Source organism: Pseudomonas sp. RA_5y_Pfl1_P24 (genome assembly GCF_963970945.1).
In the GTDB taxonomy this organism is placed as follows: Bacteria; Pseudomonadota; Gammaproteobacteria; order Pseudomonadales; family Pseudomonadaceae; genus Aquipseudomonas; species Aquipseudomonas tritici.
On the sequence record NZ_CAXAOJ010000016.1, the window covers coordinates 75,695 to 100,575 of the forward strand.

33 protein-coding genes are annotated in these 24,881 nt (G+C 53.9%); 1 reads left to right on the top strand and 32 read right to left on the bottom strand.

Features of this window, described 5'->3' with window-relative positions; all coding sequences use genetic code 11:
* Window positions 1-310 precede the first annotated feature (310 nt).
* The 6 genes from AACY30_RS23540 to AACY30_RS23565 form a co-directional block, all read right to left on the bottom strand.
* The gene (locus AACY30_RS23540; RefSeq protein WP_339541202.1) at window positions 311-802 is read right to left on the bottom strand and encodes a protein kinase; all 492 of its coding nucleotides are present in this window, start codon (window positions 800-802) and stop codon (window positions 311-313) included.
* The gene (locus AACY30_RS23545) at window positions 799-2,787 is read right to left on the bottom strand and encodes an integrase (RefSeq protein ID WP_339541203.1); all 1,989 of its coding nucleotides are present in this window, start codon (window positions 2,785-2,787) and stop codon (window positions 799-801) included. Before AACY30_RS23545 ends, AACY30_RS23540 begins: the two co-directional genes overlap by 4 nt.
* Window positions 2,787-4,187 (bottom strand): tyrosine-type recombinase/integrase, encoded by a 1,401-nt coding sequence (locus AACY30_RS23550; protein ID WP_339541204.1) that lies wholly within the window; start codon window positions 4,185-4,187, stop codon window positions 2,787-2,789. Before AACY30_RS23550 ends, AACY30_RS23545 begins: the two co-directional genes overlap by 1 nt.
* A 172-nt stretch (window positions 4,188-4,359) precedes the next feature.
* Window positions 4,360-5,598, bottom strand: a complete 1,239-nt coding sequence (locus tag AACY30_RS23555) for a tyrosine-type recombinase/integrase (RefSeq protein WP_339541205.1) — start codon at window positions 5,596-5,598, stop codon at window positions 4,360-4,362.
* Between the two features lie 212 nt (window positions 5,599-5,810).
* The gene (locus tag AACY30_RS23560; RefSeq protein ID WP_010467282.1) at window positions 5,811-6,338 is read right to left on the bottom strand and encodes a single-stranded DNA-binding protein; all 528 of its coding nucleotides are present in this window, start codon (window positions 6,336-6,338) and stop codon (window positions 5,811-5,813) included.
* A 9-nt stretch (window positions 6,339-6,347) separates the two neighbouring features.
* Entirely contained in the window at window positions 6,348-7,742 is a 1,395-nt protein-coding gene (locus tag AACY30_RS23565) for an MFS transporter (protein WP_339428436.1), read from the bottom strand.
* Between the two features lie 178 nt (window positions 7,743-7,920).
* Here AACY30_RS23565 and uvrA point away from each other — a divergent pair, with 178 nt between their 5' ends.
* Window positions 7,921-10,755 carry an excinuclease ABC subunit UvrA gene (gene uvrA, locus AACY30_RS23570; RefSeq protein WP_339471696.1) on the top strand — a complete coding sequence of 945 codons (2,835 nt, stop codon included), beginning with the start codon at window positions 7,921-7,923 and terminating at the stop codon, window positions 10,753-10,755.
* A gap of 66 nt (window positions 10,756-10,821) precedes the next feature.
* On the opposite strand, the gene bfr is transcribed toward uvrA, so the two are convergent.
* From bfr to rplB, 26 genes are all read right to left on the bottom strand, one after another.
* A complete protein-coding gene (gene bfr, locus AACY30_RS23575; protein WP_015886133.1) occupies window positions 10,822-11,286 on the bottom strand; it encodes a bacterioferritin in 465 nt (154 codons plus the stop codon).
* Window positions 11,287-11,441: 155 nt separating this feature from the next.
* Window positions 11,442-12,890, bottom strand: coding sequence for a catalase (locus tag AACY30_RS23580; RefSeq protein WP_339541206.1), 1,449 nt, complete (start codon window positions 12,888-12,890; stop codon window positions 11,442-11,444).
* A 236-nt stretch (window positions 12,891-13,126) separates the two neighbouring features.
* Window positions 13,127-13,513, bottom strand: coding sequence for a 50S ribosomal protein L17 (rplQ, locus tag AACY30_RS23585; protein WP_017135967.1), 387 nt, complete (start codon window positions 13,511-13,513; stop codon window positions 13,127-13,129).
* A gap of 41 nt (window positions 13,514-13,554) precedes the next feature.
* Window positions 13,555-14,556, bottom strand: coding sequence for a DNA-directed RNA polymerase subunit alpha (locus AACY30_RS23590; protein WP_003176403.1), 1,002 nt, complete (start codon window positions 14,554-14,556; stop codon window positions 13,555-13,557).
* A 22-nt stretch (window positions 14,557-14,578) separates the two neighbouring features.
* On the bottom strand, window positions 14,579-15,199 hold the full coding sequence (rpsD, locus tag AACY30_RS23595; protein ID WP_003210056.1) for a 30S ribosomal protein S4: 621 nt from the start codon (window positions 15,197-15,199) through the stop codon (window positions 14,579-14,581).
* Between the two features lie 18 nt (window positions 15,200-15,217).
* Window positions 15,218-15,607: a 30S ribosomal protein S11 gene (gene rpsK, locus AACY30_RS23600; protein WP_002555466.1), complete on the bottom strand. Its 390-nt coding sequence runs from the start codon at window positions 15,605-15,607 to the stop codon at window positions 15,218-15,220.
* Window positions 15,608-15,637: 30 nt separating this feature from the next.
* Entirely contained in the window at window positions 15,638-15,994 is a 357-nt protein-coding gene (gene rpsM / locus AACY30_RS23605; protein ID WP_003210063.1) for a 30S ribosomal protein S13, read from the bottom strand.
* A 129-nt stretch (window positions 15,995-16,123) separates the two neighbouring features.
* Window positions 16,124-16,240, bottom strand: coding sequence for a 50S ribosomal protein L36 (gene rpmJ, locus AACY30_RS23610; RefSeq protein ID WP_002555468.1), 117 nt, complete (start codon window positions 16,238-16,240; stop codon window positions 16,124-16,126).
* 28 nt (window positions 16,241-16,268) lie between these two features.
* Window positions 16,269-17,597 (bottom strand): preprotein translocase subunit SecY, encoded by a 1,329-nt coding sequence (gene secY, locus AACY30_RS23615; protein WP_003176406.1) that lies wholly within the window; start codon window positions 17,595-17,597, stop codon window positions 16,269-16,271.
* Window positions 17,598-18,035, bottom strand: a complete 438-nt coding sequence (gene rplO / locus AACY30_RS23620; protein ID WP_003176407.1) for a 50S ribosomal protein L15 — start codon at window positions 18,033-18,035, stop codon at window positions 17,598-17,600. It abuts the gene before it with no gap.
* 3 nt (window positions 18,036-18,038) lie between these two features.
* Complete coding sequence (gene rpmD, locus AACY30_RS23625; protein ID WP_003176408.1) at window positions 18,039-18,215, bottom strand: 50S ribosomal protein L30; 177 nt, start codon at window positions 18,213-18,215, stop codon at window positions 18,039-18,041.
* Between the two features lie 2 nt (window positions 18,216-18,217).
* The gene (gene rpsE / locus AACY30_RS23630; protein ID WP_003176409.1) at window positions 18,218-18,718 is read right to left on the bottom strand and encodes a 30S ribosomal protein S5; all 501 of its coding nucleotides are present in this window, start codon (window positions 18,716-18,718) and stop codon (window positions 18,218-18,220) included.
* Between the two features lie 3 nt (window positions 18,719-18,721).
* Window positions 18,722-19,072, bottom strand: a complete 351-nt coding sequence (gene rplR / locus AACY30_RS23635) for a 50S ribosomal protein L18 (RefSeq protein ID WP_003176410.1) — start codon at window positions 19,070-19,072, stop codon at window positions 18,722-18,724.
* 10 nt (window positions 19,073-19,082) lie between these two features.
* Window positions 19,083-19,616: a 50S ribosomal protein L6 gene (gene rplF / locus AACY30_RS23640; RefSeq protein WP_003176412.1), complete on the bottom strand. Its 534-nt coding sequence runs from the start codon at window positions 19,614-19,616 to the stop codon at window positions 19,083-19,085.
* A 12-nt stretch (window positions 19,617-19,628) separates the two neighbouring features.
* Window positions 19,629-20,021 (bottom strand): 30S ribosomal protein S8, encoded by a 393-nt coding sequence (gene rpsH, locus AACY30_RS23645; protein WP_003176413.1) that lies wholly within the window; start codon window positions 20,019-20,021, stop codon window positions 19,629-19,631.
* Between the two features lie 208 nt (window positions 20,022-20,229).
* Window positions 20,230-20,535, bottom strand: a complete 306-nt coding sequence (gene rpsN, locus AACY30_RS23650) for a 30S ribosomal protein S14 (RefSeq protein ID WP_003176414.1) — start codon at window positions 20,533-20,535, stop codon at window positions 20,230-20,232.
* A 13-nt stretch (window positions 20,536-20,548) separates the two neighbouring features.
* The gene (rplE, locus tag AACY30_RS23655; RefSeq protein WP_003176415.1) at window positions 20,549-21,088 is read right to left on the bottom strand and encodes a 50S ribosomal protein L5; all 540 of its coding nucleotides are present in this window, start codon (window positions 21,086-21,088) and stop codon (window positions 20,549-20,551) included.
* 20 nt (window positions 21,089-21,108) lie between these two features.
* Window positions 21,109-21,423 (bottom strand): 50S ribosomal protein L24, encoded by a 315-nt coding sequence (gene rplX, locus AACY30_RS23660; RefSeq protein WP_003176416.1) that lies wholly within the window; start codon window positions 21,421-21,423, stop codon window positions 21,109-21,111.
* An 11-nt stretch (window positions 21,424-21,434) separates the two neighbouring features.
* Window positions 21,435-21,803, bottom strand: a complete 369-nt coding sequence (rplN, locus tag AACY30_RS23665; RefSeq protein ID WP_002555479.1) for a 50S ribosomal protein L14 — start codon at window positions 21,801-21,803, stop codon at window positions 21,435-21,437.
* Between the two features lie 23 nt (window positions 21,804-21,826).
* Window positions 21,827-22,093 (bottom strand): 30S ribosomal protein S17, encoded by a 267-nt coding sequence (gene rpsQ, locus AACY30_RS23670; protein ID WP_003176419.1) that lies wholly within the window; start codon window positions 22,091-22,093, stop codon window positions 21,827-21,829.
* 2 nt (window positions 22,094-22,095) lie between these two features.
* Window positions 22,096-22,287, bottom strand: coding sequence for a 50S ribosomal protein L29 (gene rpmC / locus AACY30_RS23675; RefSeq protein ID WP_002555481.1), 192 nt, complete (start codon window positions 22,285-22,287; stop codon window positions 22,096-22,098).
* On the bottom strand, window positions 22,287-22,700 hold the full coding sequence (gene rplP / locus AACY30_RS23680; protein WP_003232424.1) for a 50S ribosomal protein L16: 414 nt from the start codon (window positions 22,698-22,700) through the stop codon (window positions 22,287-22,289). Before rplP ends, rpmC begins: the two co-directional genes overlap by 1 nt.
* A 12-nt stretch (window positions 22,701-22,712) precedes the next feature.
* Window positions 22,713-23,399, bottom strand: a complete 687-nt coding sequence (gene rpsC / locus AACY30_RS23685; protein ID WP_003176422.1) for a 30S ribosomal protein S3 — start codon at window positions 23,397-23,399, stop codon at window positions 22,713-22,715.
* A 13-nt stretch (window positions 23,400-23,412) separates the two neighbouring features.
* On the bottom strand, window positions 23,413-23,745 hold the full coding sequence (rplV, locus tag AACY30_RS23690) for a 50S ribosomal protein L22 (protein WP_003103908.1): 333 nt from the start codon (window positions 23,743-23,745) through the stop codon (window positions 23,413-23,415).
* An 11-nt stretch (window positions 23,746-23,756) separates the two neighbouring features.
* Window positions 23,757-24,032: a 30S ribosomal protein S19 gene (rpsS, locus tag AACY30_RS23695; RefSeq protein WP_003232420.1), complete on the bottom strand. Its 276-nt coding sequence runs from the start codon at window positions 24,030-24,032 to the stop codon at window positions 23,757-23,759.
* A gap of 16 nt (window positions 24,033-24,048) precedes the next feature.
* Window positions 24,049-24,873 carry a 50S ribosomal protein L2 gene (gene rplB / locus AACY30_RS23700; RefSeq protein WP_003176423.1) on the bottom strand — a complete coding sequence of 275 codons (825 nt, stop codon included), beginning with the start codon at window positions 24,871-24,873 and terminating at the stop codon, window positions 24,049-24,051.
* Between the last annotated feature and the right edge of the window lie 8 nt (window positions 24,874-24,881).

The window sequence follows — 24,881 nt, forward strand, 5'->3', positions numbered from 1 at the left end:
ATCCTCCGCCCATCCTTCGGCGTGACGATTCATCCTTCAAAGAGTATGAGCGCCATTCCTATTAGCGCATTACAATTGCATTGTTGCTGCGCGAAAATCGATAGAAATTGGGGAACCGTAGGTTTGAGAGGAATGAAAACATCGAGATACCTACTTATCGCACACTTGATGATAATACACCGCCAAGAGGTCGAAGCTCCCCCCGGACCTCCCTGTTTAGGCTCCGAACATTTCTAGGAGGTTGTGGGCACATCAACAATGTGTGCCCACTGTCCGAATTACCCCGGATACGGCGAGATCCTGTAGATCATTAATCTTCAGCATCCAATGTCCCGACCGAGGGAATGGGTAGATCAAGCGGTTTCAAAATTGCGTCTGTTTGACGTTGATTAGGAAGGCCGTACCTAGAACCGCCCGAAGCATCAATATAGGCCATTTGAACACCAAACCTTGCCCTAACGTTGTACGCAATCTGCTGCCATCTCAGGAGCCACTTCACCTCTCGCTCCTTGTATGCCTGCAACTCCCTTTCGAGCTGTTCCACTCGGATGACCAGCTCTCCAGCATCCCTGATTGCATTCTTCTGCTTGGATGCCAAGCCACCCGCTAGCGATGCTTTAGCAGCATCAAACGCCACTTTGATTTCAAGACGAGCATTCAAAGCCTGGCGCGTAAACCCGAACTGGTCTTCAAGCGTCTTCCACCGCAGGCCGGAACCCAGCTCACCTAAAGCCCAGCGATCCAATTCCCTTACGATGGCTTTGACATCCCCGGAGCCCATCCTCTTACCAAATTTGCTCATGGCTGTGCTCCAAGTGCTTTCGCTTTGATGGCTTCAGCGTCCATCTGCAAATCAACCAGCATGGCGGTGAGGGTTTCGATTTTCTTCTGTGAATGGGCCATCCATTGGTGGCTCTCGCCCTGCCTATTCGATTGAGACTTGGTTATCGCATTCTCGTATTGAACGACCTCGATCTCGAAAGCGCGCACTACGCCTGCTTTCTTACCTACGTTATCCTTCTCCCAGGAAAAATCCGAACATTTGGCATGGCATTCGAGATGATTTGGGCAAGGCGATTGCGACAGGTTACGCGTACACATACCGGTCCCAAGCTCATGGACTCCGGTAATCTTAGCCTTGAGATAAGCATCTTTGTACTCAACAGGAAGTTGGATGTAGTTGTCAGCTACCACTCCGCCAATCTTGCCTTGCCGAATTTTTTCTTGATAAATTAATGCTCTCTTTTCACGGGATGTGTGCTGATAAGCCTTTGTGTCATTTGCATACTTCCGCCCAAACCACTTAGTTTGTACGTAATCGCTCATTCCGCCGTCATTCAAGAGAGTGTTAATGGTGTGTCTAAAATCGTGGCTTGAGAAGTCGGGTTTGACGTTGCTTCCACCGTACTCGGACGCAAGCGGCTCAAGATGATCTCGTATAAATGTCGTGAACATTGAGTGGGTGACTGGTGCGACCACACACACAGAGACGCCCCCGGAAGACATACCCGCGTATCGCACGAAGAAAAGATCTTCTTGGTAATACACCTTACCGCTGGTAGCGATCCGGACAGGGTCATTCAATCGTGGGTCAAACATGCTCTTGCAATAGGAAACTAAGGCCTGCTTGGTGGTGAAGCGAGATGGCTTAGCTGGACGAATACCCTGAACTGTCAGCTTATCCGGATCTGGAAACGTGAGGCCATTTTTCGTAAGCCAACCCGCTGGGCGCAAGACATTGAAGCTAAAACCCAAGGCTTCAAGGTCGGCTATGTAGAATCGATGATCTTCAGCAAAAGGTACGATCCAACGTAGATCAGGGCCACCAGTGATCCGCATCTCCTGCGCTGTCGACCTGGCAGCTCCGGTAATATCTATTAGCTCAGCGATTACGTCCTCAACAATCGAAACGGCATCAGTAGGAAGCCATGTTCTGTCAATGGGATGAGAGTTGTCTCCTTTGCTTGTTTTCATCAAAAAAAAGCGTAAGTATTTTCTTCCTTCCGAGTCAAAGCCGACCCCCTGCAACGGCAGTGTAGCGATTTCGCTAAAACGCCTTCCAATGCACGCCAACAAAACGAGCATCAGGATGTACATCCGGTACTTATGGTTGCTCGGTACATGTTGGTACAGCAAACCAATAAGCTCAAACACCTCTAGGTCGATGAGTCGGTCCCCGGAGGTCTGTTCCAGGTTTTCAGGTGCGTCCAATCGTTTTTGAGCTGCACTCCCGGCGTTTGCAGGGCGCTTCAGTCCTGAATACTTATATTCAAACCTAACATTACAAAGCTGATTAGCGTCGCAATGCGCTGCGAATTCGTTTATTGCCTTATGTAGGTTATAAGCGGTTGACTCTTGGTAATCACTCGAAATGATCCTACATGCATAATCTAAATCTTCGGGCATCAGCTTTGATAACGGACGACCCGCTCCGCCTACGCAGTGACTTATATAACTTATGGCAGTTACAAATGTTTGCTGGTTGCTAATTTTTTGATTTGACCGGTGCGCCCGCAAACAGAAAAGAGATTTCGCCACAGCAGCCCAATCGCCTTCCATGGGCTGTTCGCCGATGTTAGGCGCGTGCCGAAAGTAGATACTAGGAGAGCCAGAACGTTTAGCCGACAATATTGTCATTGAGCCGGCTGTAAACTTCCACCTCGGCTCATCCCAGACAATACTTTCAAACCCGAGCATGCCGAGCATCTTCGCCTTTTGCACCAAAAGCGATAAGTTAGCGACACGATCTAGCTCAAGCTTGCTTAAGAACGCTGCTACCTTTGCCATTATGTTGCTCCCGCGTTAACTTCTTTGCATTTCTCAACAACTTGAGCTACAGCGAAGATGATTTCGTCGAGCTGGCTGGCTATTCGCTTGTCAGCGGACTGAAATTTCTCTTCGCGCTCACTTATCAAATGCTCCAACACGGCTTGATGATCAGCTTCAAGGTAAGCCTGAAACTTTGGACATTTGTAACAGGAATACGGAGGGTGCAAGGAGCAAAGTGAGTGTTTCCCACACACGCCCAAATCGATGTCCGGAGCAGTCTCAATATAAACGAACGGAATATGCTTACCTATGTCTCCTTCATTTACGGCTTTCTGCCCGGGCGCGATGAAATCACCCTTGAAGAAACGGAGAATCTGCGCGTAAGGACCAATTAGAGCCTTGTCTAATAACTCTACGATATTGCCAGCCAGGTCAAAATAAACCTGTACGTGCTGAAGATCAGTATGGTCAAGAATCTGGGCCAGCTGCCGCTGCGTTGCCCCATCTTTAACTAAGTTTGTTGCCAACGTGTAACGAAGACGCCTAGGACTAAGATGTATCAACATCTTGGTCAAAGGCGATACTATACGATGCCTTAGTCCGAAATTTTGAAGCAGCGTTGCAAAGTAACCAGACTCGTAATTGAAATATGCATCGCGCTGGCCTGATGCGGCAGCTGCCGTATTGATGTTGTGATTGAAAAATAATGGCCTGTCAAAACCTACAGGATCAACTCCCATCCAATCGAACGGTTCAATATTACGATTGACGGCGATTAGGTCTTGAATATAAGGCGCAAATTCCGTAGGGAGTTGCACCTCAACGAAGTCATCCCGAGGGCTCAACAGTCGTTTTTTGATTCTTGGGTATCTTATTACCCAGCACGGCTCATCTAGTCCTGGGGCTACGTTGATCAGATCGCTTTCTCGCAGCCACGACAGGTTCGCCGGGTTTCTACCGTGAGCAATGAACAATGCCAGTGCAGCTCGCTGCTCGCACTCTGCGACATCGGCGCAAGTCGTAGTTTGAAGAGCGTTGTAGAGTGGCTGCAATTCATAGATACGATGAAGTGGACCGGCATCTACGTCTTCGTTTTTAACCGCCTCCCCCTTGGGACCTCCGGGTATTTTGAGAGCTTCCAACACGCTGCCATATTCGGCATTGAAGCCTATTTCACTTAGGTACTGGCATCCCCAGAGATACCACGACTTAGCACGCGAGACTTGATATAGCTTATGATCTCGTCTCGTAGTTGCTATCATTCGTTCGTAATAACTAACCAGCTCAACCTCAAAATCGGCAATTTCTTCCCGATTAAACTCCGGATAAGGCAAAAGAAGAAACCTATGACAATCTACCCAAGTGGTGTAAGCATAGCCCGCCGACGAGGTTCTCATCACATACACACAGTAACGCATCAGTGCATACCGAAACCTCAAATTACGTATACGTTGAAACTTAAGAGTAGCGTATCTGCCACTGGTCGTTGGCATGTGCCATTGTAAACCACTCGTGTCAACTACATGTCCTTCTCTGCTTATAACAGATTTAGGAATGGACTCCCACAGTTTAGCTTCATCAGGCTGAGGCCTAAACGCTTGACTCATCACTGGAGTACTCCAAAAAAGTTCCCATTAATGTATCATGATATTTAGATTGAACAGCGGTGGCCTGGCGAATGATTTCACCAATGATATACACCTCTTGAGAACGCACGCTACTATCACCCCTTAAGTACGCCAAAACCTGTTTACGCTCATCTTCAGGAACGCCACGCTCAGCCATTTCACGTTCAGTTCTACTCGAGTATGTATGCCGTAGGGCCTTAGGAGTTAGATTTGGAGGTAACGCCTGCTTGAACTTCTCGCGGATGATCTGAAAATAATTAGACACGCTATTTCCATGCAACGGGTCACCCTCATCTGAAACGATCAAATAGTTATGATCTTTTCCAAAGCGTTCCATAACGCTTTCGCGATGAACTTCAATGTACTCTTCAATCAGGCGTATGAGCGTAGGCGTTTGCATTATCATGTCTCGACCATTCCGCTTGACTCTAGGCCGGGGGCTCCTTACATCATTCGGATCCGAGACACGCCTTAAGACACGCAGAGCAGTGACGCCACCAAACTCGACATCTCCTACTCTAAGAGTCAAAAGCTCTGCTGGTCTTAAACCAAAGGCCAGCATAATCATCACAATAATGAAGTTCCTAAATCTTACATGTTCGTTTAAGCCATACGCTTCTGGATTTCTAAAATCTACACACCAAATGAGAGCTGTTACTTGATGATCCCGCAGGCCTTTAGTAATAGATTTATTCTGGGGAGGATTATTGATTTCTTGATCACTGAGAACTTTATCGACATGCTCTTTGTGTGCTTGAATTCTGAGAAGCGCGGGATCTCCAGACTCCATCGCCCCCATCTTTAATCGAAAACACCACCCCATAAATTGCCGCACAGTGATCAGGCGCAATTTATATGTCAGAGGTGACACGGCTACCTTCTTGCCCTGATTTATAGAAATCCCCCCCGCTTGCAAGGCGGGGACCTTCACCGCTATGCGTAGGTGCTCACAGAGACTTCCCGCTAACTCAGCCTCGGTAAACATGCGGTCACCAGCCATGCATGCACCAAAATCAATGCGAAGAGAATCAAGCCAAGCAAATAGAATCGCCAGCTCCCTGAGGTTTCTCGTGAGAGTGTTAGGGCTTAGGCCTCGCCTTTGCAAGATCCACTCATTTGCAAGCGGAACCGGCAGGCCATCATCGTCAAGGAGGATTGGCAGGTTCAACCCAGAAGGATGTCGTACCATTTTCACATCCACAGCACACTCCTCCTTTACGTTTAGTAATGTAGACTTTTATCTCTACACACCTCTCTTGTGTAGTTAAATTATTTGTAGCTTTACACCAGGCAAAAAAAAGCCCTCTTAGCTTTACAGCAAAGAGGGCTTTGGCTTACTCACGTAAGGCAATGATTTAGGTACTCAAACCCGCCGAGCCACTCAATCACCTTTACGCTTTACTTTTATGTAGGTTAGAACGGAATATCGTCATCAAAGCTGTCGAAATCCGGTGCCGGTTGCGGAGCAGCCTGCTGTGGAGGCGGCGCCTGGCGCGACTGTTGCGGTGCCGACTGCTGCGGACGCGGAGCCTGCTGGCGTGGGGCCGGGGCGGACTGCTGGTAGTTATTGCCCCCGCCTTGTTGGTCGCCCTGCTGTGGACGGCCGCCCAGCAGTTGCATGGTGCCTTGCATGTCGACCACGATTTCAGTGGTGTAACGCTTGATGCCGTCTTTTTCCCACTCACGGGTTTGCAGCTTGCCTTCGATGTAGACCTGCGAACCTTTGCGCAGGTACTCACCGGCGATTTCAGCCACTTTGCCAAACATCGACACACGGTGCCACTCGGTTTTCTCGACCTTCTGGCCGGTCTGCTTGTCGGTCCACTGCTCGCTGGTCGCCAGACTCAGGTTGGTCACGGCGTTACCGTTAGGCAAGTAGCGAACTTCGGGATCCTGGCCGCATGTACCGACCAATATGACTTTGTTAACCCCACGGGCCATAACGTTCTCCTAGGCTGGGCGCGCTGTCGGCACTGGGTTGACCAGTTGCTCAAGCGTCGCGCGATCCAATAATTCGGTGTCCAATTTGATGTAAATGGCCGCTTCTTCAGCGACCACGACTGCATCTGTTACTCCAACAACGGCCTTAAGGCGCTCTACCAGGCCAGCGTCACGAATGGCTTCGGGCGACAACGGCAGGCGCAGGCTTGTGACGTATGGAGGTTCGCGCATGGTAACAGCAAAGGCCAGCCAAAGTGCAGCCAGCCCGGCGCATCCAAGGAACACAACCGACAAACCGCCATGCTGGAACATCCAGCCACCCATGATGCCGCCCAGTGCAGAACCCAGGAACTGGCTGGTGGAATACACCCCCATGGCCGTCCCTTTGCCACCGGCCGGTGAAACCTTACTGATCAGCGAAGGCAATGAAGCCTCCAGCAGGTTGAACGCGGTGAAAAATACCACCGTGCCGATTACCAGCGCCCGCAGGCTGTCGCCGAACTGCCAGAAGAATAGCTCAGTGAGCATCAACGTCGCGACGGCGCCCAAGAGAACTCGTTTCATTTTGCGTTTCTTCTCGCCATAGATGATGAACGGGATCATGGCGAAGAACGAAATCAACAGCGCGGTGAGGTAGACCCACCAGTGCTGTTCCTTGGGTAGCCCGGCTTTTTCCACCAGCGCCAGGGGCAAGGCGACGAAGCTGCACATGAGCATGGCGTGTAATACGAAGATACCTAAATCCAGGCGCAGCAGGTCGGGATGTTTGAGCGTCGGCAATAACGCCTTGCGCGCGACGCCCGACTCGCGGTGCTGCAACGTACCGGTGGAGCGCGGCACCATAAAGGCAACGATCACGATACCGAACAGCGCCATGCCGCCGGTGACCAGAAACAGCCCGTGCAAGCCGAACGCGCGTGTCAGCAGGGGGCCGACGACCATGGCCACGGCAAACGACAGGCCGATGGTCATGCCGATCATGGCCATGGCCTTGGTGCGGTGTTGTTCACGGGTCAGGTCTGATAGCAGCGCCATGACCGCGGCGGAAATCGCACCGGCCCCTTGCAGGATGCGTCCGGCAATCACGCCCCATATCGAATCCGATTGCGCCGCGAGCACACTGCCGAGAGCGAACACGATCAGACCCAGATAGATCACCGGACGGCGGCCGATGCGGTCAGAAATGATCCCGAACGGAATCTGAAAAATCGCTTGGGTCAGGCCATAGGCGCCAATGGCCAGGCCGATCAATGCCGGGGTCGCGCCTGGGAGGTCCATCCCATAGGTCGCCAGCACCGGCAACACCATAAACATGCCCAGCATACGGAAGGCGAACACCAGGGCAAGACCGCTTGCCGCCCGGGTCTCGCCGCTACTCATGCGTTCGCTGTGGGGATCGTGCATGGAAAAACCTCGTGTGAACCGGCGGCGATTCTACCAGTCCCATCGATTGAGAGGGTATATGCGGCGCTTTGCCGCGCAGCTTTCATCTAAGGCTGCAAGCGGCCTTTTGGCAGTGTATATTCATCCAGTCTTTAGCCGTATACTCCGGCATTATTTACGCCCGCCGTGCGAGGCCATCTTGGACAAGATCCTGATTCGTGGGGCTAGAACCCACAACCTGAAGAACATCGACCTGACCCTGCCACGGGACAAACTGATTGTCATCACCGGCTTGTCCGGGTCCGGCAAATCGTCGCTGGCGTTTGACACGCTGTATGCCGAGGGCCAGCGTCGCTATGTGGAATCGCTGTCGGCCTATGCCCGCCAGTTCCTGTCGATGATGGAAAAGCCCGACGTCGACACCATTGAAGGCCTGTCGCCGGCCATTTCCATCGAGCAAAAATCGACTTCCCATAACCCGCGCTCCACCGTGGGCACCATTACTGAAATCTACGACTACCTGCGTCTGCTGTACGCACGCGTGGGTATTCCGCGTTGCCCGGACCACGATATTCCCCTGGAAGCCCAGACCGTGAGCCAAATGGTCGACTTGGTGCTCGCCCAGCCGGAAGGCGCCAAGCTCATGCTGCTGGCACCGGTGATTCGTGAGCGCAAGGGCGAACACCTTTCCGTCTTCGAAGAACTGCGTGCGCAAGGCTTTGTGCGGGCGCGAATCAACGGCAAGCTCTACGAGCTGGACGAAGCGCCGAAGCTCGACAAGCAGAAGAAGCACTCGATTGATGTGGTAGTCGACCGCTTCAAGGTACGGGCAGACCTGCAGCAGCGCCTTGCGGAGTCCTTCGAAACCGCGTTGAAGCTGGCCGACGGCATTGCCCTGGTGGCCCCGATGGATGACGAGCCGGGCGAAGAGATCATCTTCTCCGCGCGCTTTGCTTGCCCGATCTGCGGGCACGCCATCAGTGAGCTGGAACCCAAGCTGTTCTCCTTCAACAACCCGGCCGGCGCGTGCCCGACCTGTGATGGCCTGGGGGTGAAGCAGTTCTTCGACATCAAGCGTCTGGTCAACGGTGACTTGACCCTGGCGGAGGGCGCGATACGTGGCTGGGACAGGCGTAACGTTTACTACTTCCAAATGTTGGGGTCGTTGGCGTCGCATTATAAATTCAGCCTGGAAGTGCCATTCAACCAACTGCCGGCGGACCAACAGAAGGTCATCCTCCACGGCAGTGGTTCGCAGAATGTCGACTTCAAGTACTTGAATGACCGTGGCGATATCGTCAAGCGCTCGCACCCGTTCGAAGGCATCGTGCCGAACCTTGAGCGTCGCTACCGCGAGACTGAATCGGCCAGCGTGCGCGAAGAGTTGGCAAAATTCCTCAGCACGCAGCCTTGCCCGGATTGCCGTGGCACTCGCCTGCGTCGAGAGGCGCGGCATGTGTGGGTGGGCGAGAAGACATTGCCTGCGGTGACCAACCTGCCCATCGGTGATGCCTGCGAATACTTTGGTGTGCTCAAGTTGACCGGTCGCCGTGGGGAAATCGCCGACAAGATCCTCAAGGAAATTCGCGAGCGGTTGCAGTTCCTGGTCAACGTTGGCCTGGATTACCTGTCGCTGGATCGAAGTGCCGACACCTTGTCTGGTGGTGAAGCCCAGCGAATTCGCTTGGCCAGCCAGATTGGCGCCGGGCTCGTGGGGGTGCTGTACATCCTCGATGAACCGTCGATTGGCTTGCACCAACGCGACAACGATCGCCTGCTGGGCACGCTGAAACACCTTCGGGACATCGGGAACACGGTGATCGTGGTCGAGCACGATGAAGATGCGATTCGCCTGGCGGATTACGTGGTTGATATTGGCCCAGGCGCGGGTGTGCATGGCGGGCATATTGTCGCCGAAGGTACGCCTGCAGAAGTCATGGCCCATCCGGACTCGCTGACCGGCAAGTACTTGTCTGGCCGTGTGAAAATTGCCGTGCCGGCCAAACGTACACCGCGCAACAAGAAGCAGGCGCTGCACCTCAAGGGCGCGCGCGGCAACAACTTGCGCAATGTCGACCTGGAAATTCCGCTGGGCCTGCTGACCTGCGTGACCGGTGTTTCCGGCTCGGGCAAATCAACGCTGATCAACAACACGCTGTTCCCCTTGAGTGCCACCGCCTTGAACGGCGCGACGACTCTGGAAGCGGCTGCTCACGACAGCATCAAGGGTTTGGAGCTGCTGGACAAAGTCGTCGATATCGACCAGAGCCCTATTGGCCGCACGCCGCGTTCCAACCCGGCGACCTACACCGGGTTATTTACACCCATTCGTGAGTTGTTTGCTGGCGTTCCGGAGTCCCGCTCGCGGGGTTATGGGCCGGGCCGGTTCTCGTTCAACGTCAAGGGCGGTCGCTGTGAAGCGTGCCAAGGCGATGGCTTGATCAAGGTGGAGATGCACTTCCTGCCGGACATTTACGTGCCGTGCGATGTGTGCAAGAGCAAGCGCTATAACCGCGAGACCCTGGAGATCAAATACAAGGGCAAAAGCATCCACGAAACCCTGGAGATGACCATCGAGGAAGCACGGGTGTTCTTTGACGCGGTTCCGGCGTTGGCGCGCAAGCTGCAGACACTGATGGATGTAGGCCTGTCGTATATCAAGCTGGGTCAATCGGCGACCACGTTGTCCGGTGGTGAGGCGCAACGGGTGAAGCTGTCCCGCGAGTTGTCCAAGCGCGACACCGGCAAGACCCTGTACATCCTCGATGAGCCGACCACCGGCCTGCATTTTGCGGATATACAGCAACTGTTGGACGTGTTGCACCGCCTGCGCGACCACGGCAACACCGTGGTAGTGATCGAGCACAACCTGGATGTGATCAAGACCGCCGACTGGTTGGTCGACTTGGGGCCTGAAGGTGGCTCGAAGGGTGGTCAGATCATCGCGGTAGGCACACCGGAGCAAGTTTCCGAAATGCCGCAGTCACACACGGGCTTCTACTTGAAGCCGTTACTGGAGCGCGACCGGGCCTGAGTTTTTCGGGCCCAATGAAAAGCCCCTGTCACGTTGCGGTGAGAGGGGCTTTTTTGTAGCCGGGAATTAGAACTGCGATTGCAGGTAATTCTCCAAGCCGACCAGCTTGATCAGGCCCAACTGCTTTTCAAGCCAATAGGTATGATCTTCTTCGGTGTCATTCAACTGAACCCGCAGGATTTCCCGGGTGACATAGTCATTATGCTGCTCACAGAGCTCGATGCCTTTGCAGAGCGCGGCACGGACCTTGTACTCGAGGCGCAGGTCGGCAGCGAGCATGTCAGGTACCGTGGTGCCCACATCCAGATCATCGGGACGCATACGTGGCGTGCCTTCGAGCATGAGGATACGGCGCATCAGTGCGTCGGCGTGCTGTGCCTCTTCTTCCATCTCATGGTTGATACGCTCGTAGAGCTCGGTAAAGCCCCAGTCTTCGTACATGCGCGAATGGATGAAATATTGGTCACGAGCAGCCAGTTCGCCCGTCAGCAACGTGTTGAGGTAATCGATTACGTCGGGGTGACCTTGCATCGCCCTACATCTCCCTGCTTGAAAGTCTGTAGTTTGAACCATGATGACCCGGAGGTCACGGGATCAACGGCAGAAAAGTGAAGATTTCCCGAGAAAAGTGGCTGAAATAACGCAAAAACCGCCCAATTGAGGGCGGTTCTGCTTATCGTTTAGAGTTAGTTAAGCGATACACCCAGTGCCTTTGCGATTGCTTCTCCATAAGCAGGATCTGCTTTGTAGAAATGTTGCAACTGGCGCTGAACCACATCACTGGAAACGCCACCCATCGCACCGGCGATGTTGTTGGTGAGCAACGCTTTCTGCTCATCGTTCATCAGGCGGAACAGTGCACCTGCGTGGCTGTAGTAATCGGTGTCTTCCCGGTGATCATAACGGTCAGCAGCACCGCTCAATGCCAACGCAGGCTCTGCGTATTGGGGTGCCTGCTTCGGTGCGTCTGCGTAGCTGTTCGGCTCATAATTGGGCGCCGCACCACCGTTGCTGCCAAATGCCATCGAACCATCACGCTGATAGCTGTTCACCTGGTTACGCGGGGCATTCACCGGCAGTTGCTGGTGATTGGTGCCGACGCGGTAACGGTGAGCATCTGCGTATGCGAACACACGACCTTGCAGCATACGGTCTGGCGACAGACCTACACCTGGCACCATGTTGCTCGGGCCGAACGCAGCCTGCTCCACTTCAGCGAAGTAGTTCTGCGGATTGCGGTTGAGTTCGAGCTCGCCAACTTCGATGAACGGGAACTCCTTCTGCGACCAGGTCTTGGTCACGTCAAAGGGGTTCTCGTAGTGGGCATTAGCCTGGGCCTCCGTCATGATCTGGATGCAGACCCGCCATTTCGGGAAATCACCGCGCTCAATCGCGCCGAACAGATCGCGTTGGGCGTAATCCGGGTCGGTACCGGCCAGGCGCGCGGCCTCAGCCGGCGCCAAGTTCTTGATGCCCTGCTTAGTCTTGTAGTGCCACTTCACCCAGTGGCGCTCGCCATTGGCGTTAATCAGGCTGTAGGTGTGACTGCCGAAGCCGTGCATGTGGCGATAGCCGTCAGGGATGCCACGGTCCGAAAACAGAATGGTGACCTGGTGCAGTGCTTCCGGAGAGTGCGACCAGAAGTCCCACATCATCTGAGCGCTTTTGAGATTGCTTTGCGGCAGGCGCTTCTGGGTGTGGATGAAGTCCGGAAACTTTAAAGGATCGCGAATGAAGAACACTGGGGTGTTGTTACCGACGATGTCCCAGTTGCCTTCTTCGGTGTAGAACTTCAAGGCGAAGCCGCGTGGATCGCGCTCGGTATCAGCCGAACCGCGCTCACCACCAACGGTGGAAAAGCGCAAGAAGGTCGGGGTTTGCTTGCCAACAGACTCAAACAACTTGGCACTGGTGTATTGGGTAATGTCTTGAGTAACCGTAAAGGTACCGAAGGCACCCGAACCTTTCGCGTGCACGCGACGCTCCGGAATGTTTTCACGGTTGAAGTGCGCGAGCTTCTCGATCAGGTGGAAATCGTCGAGCAGCAATGGGCCACGTGGACCGGCGGAACGGGAATTCTGATTGTCCGCAACGGGCGCGCCGCTGGCGGTAGTAAGGATTTTATTCTGGCTCATGCAATCTTCCTCAGGTCGGACTTGGAACTGCCGGCTAGTCGGCTTGGAAGGAGTATTGATCATCGCTATGAAGCCATCAAATTCATTAAATTGTCGGCATCGATAGAAAATAACTAACAACATCCCCAGCACGCATAGTGCCGAGCACAGCCCGTGAACGCTTGTACAAATCGCGCTTTTATTAAGCACACAAAAAACCGGGCACTAGGCCCGGTTCTTCGTTACAACTTGTCGTCTTACTCAGCGCTTACAGCTTCGCCGGCAGTAGCACGATCAACCAACTCGACGTACGCCATTGGCGCGTTGTCGCCAGTGCGGAAACCGCACTTGAGGATGCGCAGGTAGCCACCCTCACGGGTAGCGTAACGCTTGCCCAGGTCGTTGAAGAGCTTACCAACGATAGCTTTCGAACGAGTACGGTCGAAAACCAAACGGCGGTTAGCCAGGCTGTCTGTCTTAGCCAAAGTGATCAGCGGCTCAGCAACGCGACGCAGTTCTTTAGCTTTTGGCAGTGTAGTTTTGATCAGCTCGTGCTCGAACAGCGACACCGCCATGTTTTGAAACATGGCCTTGCGGTGCGAGCTGGTACGGCTCAGGTGACGACCACTTTTACGATGACGCATGGTTCATTCCTTACCAAACTCACGTTCGGTGATTACGACGATCAGGCAGTCGCCTTGTCGTCCTTCTTAAGACTTGCAGGCGGCCAGTTGTCGAGGCGCATGCCGAGGGACAGACCGCGGGAGGCCAGAACGTCCTTGATTTCAGTCAAGGATTTCTTGCCGAGGTTCGGAGTCTTCAACAGTTCTACTTCGGTGCGCTGAATCAGGTCACCGATGTAGTAAATGTTTTCCGCCTTAAGGCAGTTAGCCGAACGTACAGTCAGTTCCAGATCGTCAACCGGGCGAAGCAGGATCGGATCGATCTCGTCTTCCTGCTCGATTACCACTGGTTCGCTGTCACCTTTGAGGTCGACGAACGCAGCCAACTGCTGTTGCAGAATGGTTGCAGCGCGGCGTATAGCCTCTTCAGGATCGAGAGTACCGTTGGTTTCCAGATCAATAACCAGCTTGTCCAGGTTAGTACGCTGCTCGACACGGGCGTTTTCCACCACGTATGCGATACGGCGAACCGGGCTGAACGAAGAGTCAAGCTGCAAGCGACCAATGCTGCGGCTTTCATCTTCATCGCTCTGACGCGAGTCGGCCGGTTCATAACCACGACCACGAGCTACAGTGAGCTTCATGTTCAGGGCGCCGTTAGACGCCAGGTTAGCGATTACGTGATCGGGATTAACGATCTCGACATCATGATCCAGCTGAATATCGGCAGCGGTAACCACCCCCGAACCCTTCTTCGACAAGGTCAGCGTAACTTCGTCACGGCCGTGCAGCTTGATAGCCAGACCTTTAAGGTTCAACAGGATTTCAATTACGTCTTCCTGTACACCTTCGATGGCGCTGTACTCGTGGAGCACACCGTCAATCTCGGCCTCGACTACTGCACAGCCGGGCATTGAGGACAACAGGATGCGGCGCAGCGCGTTGCCCAGGGTGTGGCCAAAACCACGCTCGAGAGGCTCGAGCGTGATCTTGGCGCGGGTTGGACTGACAACCTGCACATCAATGTGGCGGGGTGTCAGGAACTCATTTACCGAAATCTGCATGGATGCACCTATTTTCTAGCCCTTACTTGGAGTAGAGCTCGACAATCAGGCTTTCGTTGATGTCGGCGGACAGATCACTGCGAGCAGGAACGTTCTTGAAAACGCCCGACTTCTTCTCAGTGTCTACTTCTACCCATTCTACGCGGCCACGTTGGGCACACAGATCGAGAGCTTGGACAATGCGAAGTTGGTTTTTTGCTTTCTCGCGAATCGCGACCACGTCACCAGCACGAACCTGGTAAGACGGGACGTTAACGGTTTGGCCGTTTACGCTGACGGATTTGTGCGATACCAGCTGACGGGATTCGGCGCGAGTCGAACCAAAGCCCATACGGTATACAACGTTGTCCAGACGGCATTCGAGCAGTTGCAGCAGGTTTTCACCGGTTGCACCTTTCTTGCCAGCAGCTTCTTTGTAGTAGCCGCTGAATTGACGCTCGAGAACGCCGTAGATACGACGGACCTTCTGCTTTTCACGCAGTTGGGTGCCGTAATCGGACTGGCGACCGCGGCGTTGGCCGTGGATACCAGGTGCTGCTTCAATGTTGCACTTCGATTCGATCGCGCGCACGCCGCTCTTCAAGAAGAGATCGGTGCCTTCACGACGAGCGAGTTTGCATTTTGGACCAATGTAACGAGCCATTCTTTACAATCTCCTGGATTACACGCGGCGCTTCTTCGGCGGACGGCACCCGTTGTGCGGGATTGGCGTCACGTCGGTGATGCTGGCGATCTTATAGCCACAGCCGTTCAAAGCACGGACAGCAGACTCACGACCTGGACCTGGACCTTTGACGTTAACGTCTAGGTTTTTCAGGCCGTATTCCAGCGCAGCTTGACCAGCACGTTCAGCAGCTACTTGAGCAGCGAACGGGGTGGACTTGCGGGAACCGCGGAAACCCGAACCACCGGAGGTAGCCCAAGAAAGCGCGTTACCTTGACGGTCGGTGATGGTCACGATTGTGTTGTTAAAAGAAGCATGGATGTGGGCGATGCCATCAACCACTGTCTTTTTAACTTTTTTACGAGGACGAGCAGCAGGTTTAGCCATGATAATTTTCCTGTCGATTCGCGTGGGCGATTACTTGCGGATCGGCTTACGCGGACCTTTACGGGTACGCGCGTTAGTCTTGGTACGCTGACCGCGTACTGGAAGACCACGACGATGACGCAGACCACGGTAGCAACCGAGGTCCATCAAACGCTTGATTTTCATGTTGATTTCGCGACGCAGGTCACCTTCAGTGGTGAACTTCGCCACTTCGCCACGCAACAGCTCAATCTGCTCGTCGCTCAGATCTTTGATCTTTGCGGCTGGGTTTACCCCAGTGTCTGCGCAAATTTTCTGCGCAGTAGTGCGACCAACACCATAGATGTAGGTCAGCGAGATAACAGTGTGCTTGTTATCTGGAATGTTAACGCCTGCAATACGGGCCATTCAGTGGGACTCCAATTGACAGCTACCTACGCCCCGGAAGCCAAGAAATAGGGCGCGAGATAATATCGCTGTAATAACAAATAATCAACCCGGCAGCGCACTAGCTGCCGGGCTTCAAGCGGATCACACTCAGCCTTGGCGCTGTTTGTGACGCGGTTCCGCGCTGCAAATTACTCGAACAACACCTTCGCGGCGAATAATCTTGCAGTTACGGCACAGCTTTTTCACCGATGCACGAACTTTCATCACCAACTCCTCGAACCTTATGGGGTACTCAGCGCAACATGCCGCTGCCGTAGCCCTTCAGGTTGGCTTTCTTCATCAGGGATTCGTACTGGTGCGAAACGAGGTGCGATTGTACTTGGGACATGAAGTCCATCACAACCACGACCACGATCAGCAACGAGGTCCCGCCAAGGTAGAACGGAACGTTTGCTGCAACCACCAGGAACTGGGGAAGCAAGCACACGGCCGTCATATATAGAGCACCGAACAGGGTCAAACGGGTCAGAACGCCATCAATGTAGCGTGCAGACTGCTCACCTGGACGGATGCCCGGAATAAAGGCACCGGACTTCTTCAGGTTTTCCGCTACGTCTTTCGGATTGAACATCAACGCCGTATAGAAGAAGCAGAAGAAAATAATCCCTGCACTAAACAGCAGAATATTCAACGGCTGACCAGGAGCGATCGACTGAGAGAGGTCCTGCAGCCAGCCCATATTTTCAGACTGACCAAACCAGGTACCCAACGAAGCCGGAAACAGCAAAATGCTGCTCGCGAAAATCGCCGGAATAACACCGGCCATATTCACTTTCAGCGGCAAGTGGCTGGTCTGCGCAGCAAAAACCTTACGGCCCTGCTGACGCTTGGCGTAATGAACAGCAATACGACGCTGACCACGCTCAATGAACACCACAAAACCGATAATCGCTACTGCCAGCAAACCGATGGCAACCAAAGCGAAAATATTGATATCACCCTGACGTGCAGACTCGAAAGACTGCCCAATTGCTCTCGGAAGACCGGCGACGATACCTGCGAAAATCAACATCGAGATACCGTTACCAACACCACGCTCAGTAATCTGCTCACCCAGCCACATCATGAACATCGCACCAGCCACAAACGTGGATACCGCGACGAAATGGAAGCCAAAGTCACCAGTGAACGCAACACCCTGCCCGGCCAGACCAACGGACATGCCGATAGCTTGAACCAAGGCGAGGATGACAGTGCCGTAGCGGGTGTACTGGCTAATCTTGCGACGGCCAGCTTCACCTTCCTTCTTCAACTGCTCCAGCTGCGGGCTGACGGCGGTCATCAGTTGCATGATGATCGATGCCGAAATATACGGCATGATCCCCAGTGCAAAGATGCTCATCCGCTCCAGCGCGCCGCCGGAAAACATGTTGAACAAGCTAAGAATGGTCCCCTCATTCTGTCGAAACAGGTCTGCGAGTCGGTCCGGGTTGATACCTGGAACCGGGATGTGTGCGCCTATTCGGTAGACGATAATCGCCAGGAACAGAAAACGCAGACGAGCCCAGAGTTCAGACATACCGCCTTTGCCGAGCGCTGAGAGAGCACCTTGCTTAGCCATTTATTCCTCGAACTTGCCGCCAGCTGCTTCGATAGCCGAACGCGCACCTTTGGTGGCGCCGATTCCCTTGCCGATAGTGACAGCGCGAGTCACTTCACCGGACAGCATGATTTTCACACGCTGTACGTTGACGTTGATCACGTTGGCATCTTTCAGGGTCTGCACAGTAACGATATCGCCTTCCACTTTGGCCAGCTCGGACAAGCGCACTTCTGCGCGGTCCATGGCTTTCAGGGATACGAAACCGAACTTAGGCAGGCGACGATGCAGCGGCTGTTGACCGCCTTCAAAGCCCGGAGCGATGGTGCCACCGGAGCGGGAGGTTTGACCTTTGTGGCCACGGCCACCAGTCTTACCCAAACCGCTACCGATACCACGGCCCGGACGATGCTTTTCGCGACGGGAACCCGGCGCTGGACTCAGATCATTGAGTTTCATCGATTAACCCTCTACACGCAGCATGTAGTAAGCCTTGTTGATCATCCCGCGATTCTCGGGAGTATCCTGGACTTCTACAGTGTGACCGATGCGACGCAGACCCAGACCTTTAACGCACAGTTTGTGGTTAGGGATGCGGCCGGTCATGCTTTTGATCAGCGTTACTTTTACGGTAGCCATGATCAGAAGATCTCCTTCACAGTCAGACCACGCTTCGCAGCGATGGACTCAGGAGATTGCATCGCTTTCAAACCTTTGAAAGTGGCGTGAACCACGTTTACCGGGTTAGTCGAGCCGTAGCACTTGGCCAGAACGTTCTGAACCCCAGCAACTTCGAGGACAGCACGCATAGCGCCGCCAGCGATGATACCGGTACCTTCAGAGGCAGGCTGCATGTACACCTTCGAAGCGCCATGGGCGGACTTCATTGCGTACTGCAGCGTGGTGCCGTTCAGATCAACTTGGATCATGTTGCGACGAGCAGCTTCCATTGCCTTCTGGATCGCGGCAGGCACTTCACGTGACTTGCCACGGCCGAAGCCAACACGCCCTTTACCATCACCAACCACGGTCAACGCGGTGAAAGTGAAGATACGGCCGCCTTTAACGGTTTTGGCTACGCGGTTAACTTGAACCAGCTTCTCAATGTAGCCTTCGTCGCGCTTTTGGTCGTTATTTGACATAACTTAGAACTCCAGCCCAGCTTCACGAGCAGCATCAGCCAGCGCTTTCACGCGACCGTGGTACTTGAAGCCAGAGCGGTCGAAAGCCACTTGCGAGACGCCAGCGGCCTTAGCACGCGTAGCGACCAGCTGGCCAACCTTAGTGGCCGCGTCGATGTTGCCGGTGGCACCATCACGCAGTTCTTTATCCAAAGTCGAGGCGCTTGCCAGGACTTGGTTGCCGTCGGCCGAGATGACCTGGGCGTAGATGTGCTGCGACGAGCGGTACACGCAGAGACGCACGACTTCGAGTTCGTGCATTTTCAGGCGTGCTTTGCGAGCGCGACGCAGTCGAGTAACTTTTTTGTCGGTCATTTGCTATGCCCTACTTCTTCTTGGCTTCTTTACGACGGACGACTTCGTCCGCGTAGCGCACACCTTTGCCTTTGTACGGCTCTGGTGGACGGAAGTCGCGGATCTCAGCGGCCACCTGACCTACCAGCTGCTTATCGATGCCCTTGATCAGGATATCGGTTTGGCTAGGGGTCTCAGCGGTGATGCCTTCCGGCAGTTCGTAATCCACTGGGTGCGAGAAGCCAAGGGCCAGGTTCAAAACCGTGCCTTTTGCTTGCGCTTTGTAACCAACACCGACCAGCTGGAGCTTACGCTCGAAGCCTTGGCTTACGCCTTGGACCATGTTGTTTACCAACGCACGCGTGGTACCGGCCATTGCGCGAGTTTGTTGATCGCCATTGCGAGCAGCGAAACGCAGCTCACCAGCTTCTTCAACGATCTCAACGGACGAATGGATGTTCAGTTCAAGAGTGCCCTTGGCACCCTTCACCGAAAGCTGTTGGCCTGCGAATTTTACTTCGACACCGGCTGGCAGCTTAACGGGGTTCTTAGCGACGCGAGACATGCTTATCCCCCCTTAGAACACAGTGCAAAGAACTTCGCCGCCGACACCGGCAGCGCGCGCAGCACGATCCGTCATCACACCTTTGTTGGTGGAGACGATAGACACGCCCAGACCGCCACGAACTTTCGGCAGATCTTCAGCGGACTTGTACTGACGCAGGCCTGGACGGCTAACGCGCTTCACTTCCTCGATGACCGAACGGCCTTCGAAGTACTTCAGCTCGATGGACAGCAGTGGTTTGATTTCGCTGCTGATCTGATAACCCGCAATGTAACCTTCGTCTTTCAGGACTTTGGCAACAGCTACCTTCAACTTGGAAGATGGCATGCTTACGACGGACTTTTCAGCCATCTGGGCATTACGGATACGAGTTAGCATGTCCGCTAACGGGTCCTGCATACTCATGGGCTAGACGCTCCTAATACAAAAAAATTAGCCTTGCGGCTACATATGTCGCCGAGAATCTCCGGGCATAAATAACACGGGCTCAGGCGAGCCGCGTATTTTAAACACACTCCAGAAATGAAACAAGCCCCAAAAGGGGCTTGTTCCAGATTCAAGGTCACCGGCGGTCAATATCTTGCGATACCGACCACCTGGACGCTGAAAGTACTTACCAGCTGGCTTTAACCAGACCTGGTACGTCACCACGCATTGCCGCTTCACGCAGTTTGTTACGGCCAAGGCCGAACTTGCGGTAAACGCCGTGTGGACGACCGGTCAGGCGGCAGCGGTTACGCATGCGCGAAGCGCTTGCGTCACGTGGCTGCTTCTGCAGAGCAACTGTAGCTTCCCAACGTGCTTCTGGACTTGCGTTCAGATCAACGATGATTGCTTTCAGTGCTGCACGCTTCTTGGCGTACTTGGCAACCGTGAGCTGACGCTTCAGCTCGCGGTTTTTCATGCTCATCTTGGCCATGGTCCTACTCCAATCAGTTGCGGAACGGGAATTTGAAAGCACGCAACAGGGCGCGACCTTCATCATCGTTCTTGGCAGTGGTGGTCAGGGTGATGTCCAGACCGCGGAGAGCATCGATCTTGTCGTAGTCGATTTCCGGGAAGATGATCTGCTCTTTCACGCCCATGCTGTAGTTACCACGACCATCGAAGGACTTGGCATTCAGGCCGCGGAAGTCGCGAACCCGAGGCAGGGAGATCGACAGCAGACGATCCAGGAATTCATACATACGCTCACGGCGCAGAGTCACTTTGACGCCGATCGGCCAACCTTCACGGACTTTAAAGCCAGCGATGGATTTCCGAGCGTAAGTCACAACGACTTTTTGACCGGTGATCTTTTCCAGGTCAGCAACGGCATGCTCGATGACTTTTTTGTCGCCGACCGCTTCGCCCAGACCCATGTTCAGGGTGATTTTGGTAACGCGTGGAACTTCCATCACGTTCGAAAGCTTAAGTTCTTCCTTAAGTTTCGGTGCGATTTCTTTCCAGTAAATCTCTTTTAGTCGTGCCATGGTCTTCTACCTAGCAGTGTTCAAGCATCAACCGCTTTTTGGGTCGACTTGAAGACACGAATTTTCTTGCCATCTTCTACTTTGAAACCAACGCGGTCAGCCTTGTTGGTTTCACCGTTGAAAATGGCGACGTTAGAAGCGTCCAGCGGAGCTTCTTTCTCGACGATACCGCCTTGTACGCCCGACATCGGGTTAGGCTTGGTATGACGCTTAACCAGGTTCAGACCACCGATAACCAGACGGTTATTAGCGAGAACCTTAAGCACCTTACCGCGCTTACCTTTGTCTTTGCCGGCGATCACGATGATCTCGTCGTCACGACGAATCTTTTGCATGTCGGATCTCCTTACAGCACTTCTGGGGCGAGCGAGACGATCTTCATGAACTTCTCAGTACGAAGTTCACGGGTCACTGGCCCAAAGATACGGGTGCCGATGGGCTCTTGCTTGTTGTTCAGAAGAACAGCAGCGTTGCCATCAAAGCGGATAATGGAGCCATCAGCACGACGTACGCCGTGACGAGTGCGGACTACAACAGCAGTCATCACTTGGCCTTTCTTCACCTTACCGCGAGGAATTGCTTCCTTCACGGTAACTTTGATGATGTCACCGATACCAGCGTAACGACGATGGGAGCCACCCAGCACCTTGATGCACATAACACGGCGGGCGCCGCTGTTATCGGCCACATCGAGCATGGATTGAGTCTGAATCATATAATTTCTCCGACCCCTAGTCCTTAGACTTCCACAGCGCGTTCGAGAACATCAACCAATGCCCAAGACTTAGTCTTGGCCAGCGGACGAGTTTCACGAATAGTGACTTTGTCGCCGATGTGGCACTGGTTGGTTTCGTCGTGCGCGTGCAGCTTAGTCGAACGCTTAACATATTTACCGTAGATCGGGTGCTTAACGCGACGCTCGATCAGTACGGTGATGGTTTTGTCCATCTTGTCGCTGACAACACGGCCAGTCAGCGTACGGACAGTCTTTTCGGCTTCAGCCATGATCACTTACCTGCCTGCTGGTTGAGCACAGTCTTCACGCGAGCGATGTCACGCTTAACTTGCGAGAGCAGATGAGACTGCCCCAACTGGCCAGTTGCTTTCTGCATACGCAGATTGAACTGGTCGCGCAGCAAGCCGAGCAATTGCTCGTTCAGCTGCTGTGCGGATTTTTCACGAAGTTCATTCGCTTTCATCACATCACCGTCCGTTTAACAAAGGCGGTGGCGAGCGGCAGCTTTGCAGCAGCCAGGGCAAAAGCCTCACGCGCCAGCTCTTCAGTAACACCCTCGATTTCATACAGGACTTTGCCTGGCTGAATCTGGGCAACCCAGTACTCCACGTTACCCTTACCTTTACCCATACGAACTTCGAGGGGCTTTTTGGAGATAGGCTTGTCCGGGAATACACGGATCCAGATCTTGCCGCCACGTTTAACGTGACGGGTCAGAGCACGACGCGCTGACTCGATCTGACGAGCGGTGAGACGACCACGAGCTACAGACTTCAGCGCGAACTCGCCGAAGCTGACTTTGCTACCGCGCTGAGCCAGACCACGGTTGTGGCCTGTCATCTGCTTGCGGAACTTCGTACGCTTAGGTTGCAACATTTGGCGTACCCCTTACTTAGCAGCTTTTTTACGAGGCGCTGGTGCTTGTGGTTTCAGTTCTTCTTGGCGACCACCAATTACTTCGCCTTTGAAGATCCAAACCTTTACACCGATCACACCGTAAGTGGTGTGAGCTTCGTAGTTGGCATAGTCGATGTCGGCACGCAGGGTGTGCAGTGGCACACGACCTTCGCGATACCATTCAGTACGTGCGATTTCAGCACCGCCGAGACGACCGCTCACTTGGATTTTGATGCCTTTGGCACCAATGCGCATGGCGTTCTGTACAGCGCGCTTCATAGCGCGACGGAACATTACGCGACGCTCCAGCTGCTGAGCTACGCTCTGCGCAACCAGCATACCGTCGAGCTCCGGCTTGCGGATCTCTTCGATATTGATGTGCACAGGCACACCCATTTGCTTGGTCAGGTCCTGACGCAGTTTCTCAACATCTTCACCTTTCTTCCCGATAACGATACCTGGACGAGCGGTGTGGATGGTGATACGTGCAGTTTGTGCCGGACGATGGATATCGATACGGCTTACGGACGCGCTTTTTAGTTTGTCTTGGAGATACTCACGCACCTTCAGATCAGCGAACAAATAGTCCGCATAAGTCCGACCGTCTGCGTACCAGACGGAGGTGTGCTCCTTGACGATTCCCAGGCGAATGCCAATGGGATGTACTTTCTGACCCATCTCTTCGACTCCGTTACTTGTCAGCAACCTTGACAGTGATATGGCAAGACCGCTTGACGATGCGATCAGCACGGCCTTTGGCACGTGGCATGATGCGCTTCAGCGAACGCCCTTCGTTGACGAAAACGGTGCTGACCTTCAGGTCATCAACGTCTGCGCCTTCGTTATGCTCGGCGTTGGCTACGGCCGACTCCAGCACTTTCTTCATGATCTCGGCGGCTTTCTTACTGCTGAAAGCCAACAGGTTGAGCGCTTCGCCCACCTTCTTCCCGCGGATCTGGTCGGCGACCAAGCGGGCTTTCTGGGCGGAGATTCGAGCGCCCGACAACTTAGCGGCTACTTCCATTTCCTAACCCCTTAACGCTTGGCTTTCTTGTCTGCCACGTGCCCACGATATGTGCGGGTACCGGCAAACTCGCCTAGTTTGTGGCCGACCATGTCTTCGTTCACGAGAACTGGGACGTGCAAGCGACCGTTGTGTACAGCGATGGTCAAACCGACCATTTGTGGCAGGATCATCGAACGACGCGACCAGGTCTTAACTGGTTTGCGATCGTTCTTTTCCGCCGCCACTTCGATCTTCTTCAGTAGGTGAAGATCAATAAAAGGACCTTTTTTCAGAGAACGTGGCACTGTCGTATCCCTCTATTTACTTGCGACGACGGACGATCATTTTGTCGGTACGCTTATTACCACGAGTCTTCGCGCCCTTAGTCGGGAAGCCCCATGGCGATACCGGATGACGACCACCAGAGGTACGACCTTCACCACCACCGTGTGGGTGGTCAACCGGGTTCATGGCAACACCACGAACGGTTGGGCGAACGCCACGCCAGCGTTTGGCACCAGCTTTACCCAGCGAACGAAGGCTGTGCTCGGAGTTCGAGACTTCACCCAAGGTCGCGCGGCATTCAGCCAGCACTTTACGCATCTCACCAGAACGCAGACGCAGGGTCACGTAGACACCTTCACGAGCGATCAACTGAGCCGAAGCACCAGCGGAACGAGCGATCTGTGCGCCTTTACCTGGCTTCAATTCGATGCCGTGTACGGTGCTACCAACTGGAATGTTGCGCAGTTGCAGAGCGTTGCCCGGCTTGATCGGTGCCAAGGCACCTGCGATCAGCTGGTCGCCAGCGCTCACGCCTTTAGGGGCGATGATGTAGCGACGCTCGCCATCTGCGTACAGCAGCAGAGCGATGTGAGCAGTACGGTTTGGATCGTATTCAATACGCTCGACAGTGGCAGAGATGCCATCTTTGTCGTTGCGACGGAAATCGACCAGACGATAATGCTGCTTATGGCCACCACCGATGTGACGAGTGGTAATACGACCATTGTTGTTACGACCACCAGTCTTCGATTTTTTCTCGAGCAGCGGTGCGTGAGGAGCGCCTTTATGCAGCTCCTGGTTGACCACCTTGACCACAAAACGGCGGCCAGGGGAAGTCGGTTTGCATTTAACGATTGCCATGATGCACC

Excerpts from the sequence above, each read along its gene's own strand:
- rpsH (WP_003176413.1), bottom strand. The coding sequence starts at position 20,021 with ATGAGTATGCAGGACCCGTTAGCGGACATGCTAACTCGTATCCGTAAT.
- rplF (WP_003176412.1), bottom strand. The coding sequence starts at position 19,616 with ATGTCTCGCGTCGCTAAGAACCCCGTTAAGCTGCCAGCCGGTGTCGAA.
- rpsQ (WP_003176419.1), bottom strand. The coding sequence starts at position 22,093 with ATGGCTGAAGCCGAAAAGACTGTCCGTACGCTGACTGGCCGTGTTGTC.
- rplV (WP_003103908.1), bottom strand. The coding sequence starts at position 23,745 with ATGGAAGTAGCCGCTAAGTTGTCGGGCGCTCGAATCTCCGCCCAGAAA.
- rpsK (WP_002555466.1), bottom strand. The coding sequence starts at position 15,607 with ATGGCTAAACCTGCTGCTCGTCCTCGTAAAAAAGTTAAAAAGACAGTG.
- AACY30_RS23545 (WP_339541203.1), bottom strand. The coding sequence starts at position 2,787 with ATGGCAAAGGTAGCAGCGTTCTTAAGCAAGCTTGAGCTAGATCGTGTC.
- AACY30_RS23560 (WP_010467282.1), bottom strand. The coding sequence starts at position 6,338 with ATGGCCCGTGGGGTTAACAAAGTCATATTGGTCGGTACATGCGGCCAG.
- bfr (WP_015886133.1), bottom strand. The coding sequence starts at position 11,286 with ATGCAAGGTCACCCCGACGTAATCGATTACCTCAACACGTTGCTGACG.
- rplR (WP_003176410.1), bottom strand. The coding sequence starts at position 19,072 with ATGACCGACAAAAAAGTTACTCGACTGCGTCGCGCTCGCAAAGCACGC.
- secY (WP_003176406.1), bottom strand. The coding sequence starts at position 17,597 with ATGGCTAAGCAAGGTGCTCTCTCAGCGCTCGGCAAAGGCGGTATGTCT.
- rpmJ (WP_002555468.1), bottom strand. The coding sequence starts at position 16,240 with ATGAAAGTTCGTGCATCGGTGAAAAAGCTGTGCCGTAACTGCAAGATT.
- rpsM (WP_003210063.1), bottom strand. The coding sequence starts at position 15,994 with ATGGCCCGTATTGCAGGCGTTAACATTCCAGATAACAAGCACACTGTT.
- rplX (WP_003176416.1), bottom strand. The coding sequence starts at position 21,423 with ATGCAAAAGATTCGTCGTGACGACGAGATCATCGTGATCGCCGGCAAA.
- rplE (WP_003176415.1), bottom strand. The coding sequence starts at position 21,088 with ATGGCACGACTAAAAGAGATTTACTGGAAAGAAATCGCACCGAAACTT.
- rplN (WP_002555479.1), bottom strand. The coding sequence starts at position 21,803 with ATGATTCAGACTCAATCCATGCTCGATGTGGCCGATAACAGCGGCGCC.
- AACY30_RS23580 (WP_339541206.1), bottom strand. The coding sequence starts at position 12,890 with ATGAGCCAGAATAAAATCCTTACTACCGCCAGCGGCGCGCCCGTTGCG.
- AACY30_RS23565 (WP_339428436.1), bottom strand. The coding sequence starts at position 7,742 with ATGCACGATCCCCACAGCGAACGCATGAGTAGCGGCGAGACCCGGGCG.
- AACY30_RS23550 (WP_339541204.1), bottom strand. The coding sequence starts at position 4,187 with ATGCGTTACTGTGTGTATGTGATGAGAACCTCGTCGGCGGGCTATGCT.
- AACY30_RS23540 (WP_339541202.1), bottom strand. The coding sequence starts at position 802 with ATGAGCAAATTTGGTAAGAGGATGGGCTCCGGGGATGTCAAAGCCATC.
- rplQ (WP_017135967.1), bottom strand. The coding sequence starts at position 13,513 with ATGCGTCATCGTAAAAGTGGTCGTCACCTGAGCCGTACCAGCTCGCAC.
- rpsN (WP_003176414.1), bottom strand. The coding sequence starts at position 20,535 with ATGGCCAAGATGAGCATGAAAAACCGCGAGCTGAAGCGTCAGCTCACG.
- rplP (WP_003232424.1), bottom strand. The coding sequence starts at position 22,700 with ATGTTGCAACCTAAGCGTACGAAGTTCCGCAAGCAGATGACAGGCCAC.
- rpsC (WP_003176422.1), bottom strand. The coding sequence starts at position 23,399 with ATGGGTCAGAAAGTACATCCCATTGGCATTCGCCTGGGAATCGTCAAG.
- rpmD (WP_003176408.1), bottom strand. The coding sequence starts at position 18,215 with ATGGCTACCGTAAAAGTAACGCTGATCAAAAGCATGACCGGCCGCATC.
- rpsE (WP_003176409.1), bottom strand. The coding sequence starts at position 18,718 with ATGTCAAATAACGACCAAAAGCGCGACGAAGGCTACATTGAGAAGCTG.
- rpsD (WP_003210056.1), bottom strand. The coding sequence starts at position 15,199 with ATGGCTCGTTACATTGGTCCAAAATGCAAACTCGCTCGTCGTGAAGGC.
- rplB (WP_003176423.1), bottom strand. The coding sequence starts at position 24,873 with ATGGCAATCGTTAAATGCAAACCGACTTCCCCTGGCCGCCGTTTTGTG.
- AACY30_RS23590 (WP_003176403.1), bottom strand. The coding sequence starts at position 14,556 with ATGCAGATTTCGGTAAATGAGTTCCTGACACCCCGCCACATTGATGTG.
- rpmC (WP_002555481.1), bottom strand. The coding sequence starts at position 22,287 with ATGAAAGCGAATGAACTTCGTGAAAAATCCGCACAGCAGCTGAACGAG.
- rplO (WP_003176407.1), bottom strand. The coding sequence starts at position 18,035 with ATGAAACTCAATGATCTGAGTCCAGCGCCGGGTTCCCGTCGCGAAAAG.